This window comes from Pseudoalteromonas sp. AWM4_233, from assembly GCF_056158285.1.
This window is the reverse complement of sequence record NZ_JBSWSZ010000070.1, coordinates 1-4,419: the sequence shown is the minus strand read 5'-3', so window position 1 is coordinate 4,419 and position 4,419 is coordinate 1. Positions and strand designations below refer to the sequence as shown.

At 42.7% G+C, this 4,419-nt stretch carries 2 protein-coding genes, 5 tRNA genes and 3 pseudogenes; 9 read left to right on the top strand and 1 reads right to left on the bottom strand.

Annotated elements, in window-relative coordinates:
• A partial coding sequence (locus ACXAC4_RS20225) for a hypothetical protein (RefSeq protein ID WP_475164972.1) occupies positions 1-190 on the top strand: 190 nt, incomplete at its 5' end.
• 334 nt (positions 191-524) lie between these two features.
• On the opposite strand, the pseudogene ACXAC4_RS20220 reads toward ACXAC4_RS20225, so the two are convergent.
• A pseudogene (locus tag ACXAC4_RS20220) lies at positions 525-1,166 on the bottom strand (tetrahydrofolate dehydrogenase/cyclohydrolase catalytic domain-containing protein); the annotation flags it as partial.
• A gap of 271 nt (positions 1,167-1,437) precedes the next feature.
• Here ACXAC4_RS20220 and ACXAC4_RS20215 point away from each other — a divergent pair.
• From ACXAC4_RS20215 to ACXAC4_RS20180, 8 genes and pseudogenes are all read left to right on the top strand, one after another.
• Positions 1,438-1,514: transfer RNA gene (locus ACXAC4_RS20215), tRNA-Pro, on the top strand.
• Between the two features lie 33 nt (positions 1,515-1,547).
• A tRNA-Arg gene (locus ACXAC4_RS20210) sits at positions 1,548-1,624 on the top strand.
• Between the two features lie 18 nt (positions 1,625-1,642).
• Positions 1,643-1,718: transfer RNA gene (locus ACXAC4_RS20205), tRNA-His, on the top strand.
• A gap of 9 nt (positions 1,719-1,727) precedes the next feature.
• A tRNA-Leu gene (locus ACXAC4_RS20200) sits at positions 1,728-1,812 on the top strand.
• Positions 1,813-1,821: 9 nt separating this feature from the next.
• Positions 1,822-1,898, top strand: a tRNA-Pro gene (locus ACXAC4_RS20195).
• Between the two features lie 243 nt (positions 1,899-2,141).
• Positions 2,142-3,448 (top strand): annotated as a pseudogene (gene tig / locus ACXAC4_RS20190) (trigger factor).
• A 76-nt stretch (positions 3,449-3,524) separates the two neighbouring features.
• A pseudogene (gene clpP, locus ACXAC4_RS20185) lies at positions 3,525-4,162 on the top strand (ATP-dependent Clp endopeptidase proteolytic subunit ClpP).
• A 121-nt stretch (positions 4,163-4,283) separates the two neighbouring features.
• The coding region (locus ACXAC4_RS20180; protein WP_475164974.1) for a ClpX C4-type zinc finger protein at positions 4,284-4,419 on the top strand (136 nt) is incomplete at its 3' end.

The window sequence follows — 4,419 nt, the reverse complement described above, 5'->3', positions numbered from 1 at the left end:
AAGGTTAACGACGGTTAGATTCACCTCTTACACAGCACCTGACGTAAACAATGGTATTGCGCGTCGCAGCTGGGCACGTAACGAAGAAGCCAATTTTGCAATCAAACGTGAAATGGCGCGTACACCTAAGCTTAAAGTCACACTTTCACAAAATGTCGAAGACGATATTTTAAATAAGTTGGATTTTTAATAAAACAAGCTGTTTTTCTGAGAAAGCCGTTTCAATACATGAAATGGCTTTTTTTTTGATACGACTTTATATTTAATGTGCAAGCTAGGTGCAAGATGATCTTAACTAAGATTGTTTCTCACTATAAATTAGACACACTCAAACAAAAATCATTTAATAGGGGTTTATTTAAAAGTAACCTTACCACCAACAATTTTTAGTGCGGGCGTGCCTCTGATCAGTGTTTTTCTTGCAAATTCAATATTACACTGAGGACAATGTATTTTATCGTTTGTGTAATCCCCTGTTGCTTCGTTCAGTTACGTATTGCTAAGGTTAACTTTCGTTGTTGACTCGACGGTAGCAGCACCTCAGCAACCAGAAGGTCGGCACGGCGAACGTGTTTTTCCAAATCTTGAGTGAACTTATGACACACAGTGGTTGTACAACCGGCGAGCAATAGTTCTAGTGACATTGGGCGACCAACAATGTTCGACGCACCAACAACGACAGCATCTAACTTTTTATAAGGTGTATTTACGCTGTCCAATAAAGTGATTACTCCTTTTGGAGTACATGGGCGTAATGCGGGTATTCTTTGTGCAAGTCGACCGATATTATATGGGTGGAAGCCATCCACATCTTTAAAGGGTGTGATCCGTTCAATGATAATGGATTCATTGATATGATCAGGTAAAGGAAGTTGAACAAGGATCCCATCGATTTCAGTATCAGCGTTCAGTGAGTCGATCAACTGAAGAAGCTCGTCTTGTGAAGTACGTTCTGGTAAATCGTAAGACTTCGATAAAAAGCCGACTTCATCACATGCTTTTCTTTTACTATTGACGTAAACACTGGAAGCTGGATCCTCTCCAACTAAGATTACTGCGAGGCCGGGGCGTCTTTGGCCGAGTTCTACACGTTCAGCAACACGTCTTTTGACTTCGGAGCGGACCGATTGAGCGACTGATTTTCCTTCAATGATTTTGGCAGGCATAAGGTATTTGAAAAATCCTGGTTAGCGATGTGCATATTTTACATGAATTCGCAGCAGCGAAAAGATTCAATACATATTCGAGAAGATGAATCGTTAATTTATTGGCAGAATATAGAGAAAAACTCATGTTTTTTGTTCAGGTTGTACGAATTAAATTCGTATCGGTCTAAAATCGTTCAAACAAACTTTTTCCTGCAAAAAAAGTTTGACGCGATACATGCAAGGCGTTAATATGCGCCCCGCACCGCAAGAGAGGTGTCGCAACATGTGACGGCGAGTAGCGCAGCTTGGTAGCGCACTTGGTTTGGGTCCAAGGGGTCGCTGGTTCGAATCCAGTCTCGCCGACCATCGCATGTAAACGAGTAGTCCTCGATGCACAGCGCGCCCGTAGCTCAGCTGGATAGAGCAACGGCCTTCTAAGCCGTGGGTCGTAGGTTCGAGTCCTACCGGGCGCGCCAGTTTTCTCTTATTTTGTGGTGGCTGTAGCTCAGTCGGTAGAGCCCTGGATTGTGATTCCAGTTGTCGCGGGTTCAAGTCCCGTCAGCCACCCCAATCCACTCAGCGGGAGTGGCGGAATTGGTAGACGCGCTGGATTTAGGTTCCAGTATCGCAAGATGTGAGAGTTCAAGTCTCTCCTCCCGCACCATATCTTTTTCGGCGAGTAGCGCAGCTTGGTAGCGCACTTGGTTTGGGTCCAAGGGGTCGCTGGTTCGAATCCAGTCTCGCCGACCATTTCCCTAATTTTTATCCATATCCCTTTGATTCCAATGTTAATTTATCCATTGCGCCTCGAATCGATTTTTTACTCGACTATCCGAAAGCTGATCGCTATAATTCCCGGTCTTATTGACTCATACATAACGTCGAATTTTTTCCTGTTGTAATGAGACTAATACAATGAAGAGTCTGATACAGCAGGATGATAAGCACGCAGTGATACGTGCTGCGGCAAAAAAGATATATTGAGGTATGAAGATGACAGTTTCAGTAGAAACAACACAGGGCTTGGAACGCCGCCTAAGCATTACTGTTCCAGCCGATCAGTTGATGAGCAGGTTAAAAAAGAGCTTAGAGAAATCGCAAAGAACCAAAGAATGGATGGCTTCCGTAAAGGGAAGGTGCCTGCATCTATCATTCAAAAGCGCTTTGGTCTTTCCGTGAGACAAGATATTGCTTCACGTATCATGCAGCAAAAGTACATCGAAGCGATCATTGCAGAGAAATTAAACCCTGCTGGTGCACCTCAATTAGAAGTGAAATCAAATGAGGAAGGTCAGTCTCTTGAGTTCACGGCAACTTTTGAAATTTACCCATCTGTTGAAGTGACAGGTATAGAGAACATCGTTGTTGAGAAGCCTGCGGTTTCTGTAGAAGAAACAGACTTGGATAAGATGATGGATACGCTTCGTAAGCAACACGCAACATTTGTAGAAGTTGACCGTGAAGCGAAAGAAGGCGACAAAGCGACAATCGATTTTGTTGGTAAAATTGATGGCGAAGAATTTGAAGGTGGTAAAGCAGAAGGCTTTGCACTTGAGCTTGGTCAAGGTCGCATGATCCCAGGATTTGAAGAAGGTGTTCTTGGTAAGAAAGCTGGTGACGAAGGCGAAATCGAAGTGACTTTCCCTGAAGATTACCATGCAGAAAACTTAAAAGGTAAGCCAGCAACTTTCTCAATTAAAGTGAGTAAAGTTGAAGAGCAGCAACTTCCGGAAGTGACAGATGAATTTGCACAGAAATTTGGTATAGAAGCAGGTACGGTTGCAGCGCTTCGTGAAGAAGTGAGCAAAAACATGCAACGTGAGCTTGATCAAGCTGTGAAAGCGAAAGTCAAAGATCAAGTGATCAAAGGACTACTTGAGAATAACGAGCTTGAGCTTCCAAAAGCATTGATTGATAGCGAAGTTGACAATATGCGTCAGCAAGCGCTTCAGCGTATGGGTGCTAACTTTGATGCAGCAAATATGCCTGAGCTACCAGCGAGTATGTTTGAAGAACAAGCAAAAGAGCGTGTAAAAGTAGGCCTTCTTCTTGCTGAAGTGATCAGCGGCAATGAATTAAAAGTTGATGATGAAAAGGTTATCAGCCTAATTGAAACAATTGCTTCTGCATACGAAGATCCAAGCGAAGTCGTTGAGTACTACAAGCAAAATGATGAGCTTATGCAGCAGATGCGTAATGTCGCGCTAGAAGAGCAAGCGATTGACCTCATCATGGAAAAAGCAAAAGTAGAAGAAAAGATAGCTACTTTTGATGAAATTATGAATCCTCAAAATGGATAATAAAGATTGACTTAAGTGTCGATTTTTGGGTTAAATGGCTCGTGGCGACACGAGCCATTTTTTTTCAGGACTCACTATGCAAGCAAAGGCTGAACTCTCTATGAATGTTATGGATCCGCTCAATGCACTTGTTCCTATGGTTGTTGAACAAACGGCAAAAGGGGAAAGATCATACGATATTTACTCTCGTCTTCTCAAAGAACGCGTGATTTTCCTCACGGGTCAAGTTGAAGATCACATGGCAAACCTGATCGTAGCGCAGTTACTTTTCCTAGAATCAGAAAATCCTGAAAAGGATATCTATCTTTATATTAATTCACCAGGTGGTGTCGTCACGGCAGGTATGTCAATTTATGATACGATGCAGTTTATTAAACCTGATGTGAGTACTGTGTGTATTGGTCAGGCCGCGAGTATGGGTGCATTCTTATTGAGTGGTGGTGCAAAAGGGAAGCGGTATTGCTTGCCAAATTCTCGCGTGATGATCCATCAGCCACTGGGTGGTTTCCAAGGGCAGGCATCGGATATCGAGATCCATGCAAAAGAAATCATTAGTTTAAAAGACAAATTGAATCGGTTACTTGCAGATCATACAGGGCAACCGATTGAATACAATTTCCAATGATACGGACCGTGACAATTTCATGAGTGCAAAGGAAGCAATCGGAATATGGTATTGTCGATGAGGTGCTGGAACACCGTGATAGAAAATAAGGGTTATATTTGGAATATCCCCGATATAGAAGAACGAATGACTTTTTGAGAAGCTGTCAATTCAAGTTAATAATTGAGTAAAAGATGAACCGACAGTTTCGCAATAATTAGAGGTAATTTGATGTCCGAACAACGCAATGGCAACGGTAACAATAAATTGCTTTATTGCTCATTTTGCGGAAAGAGCCAGCATGAAGTGAGGAAATTGATTGCTGGGCCGTCCGTCTATATCTGCGATGAGTGTGTTGATCTCTGTA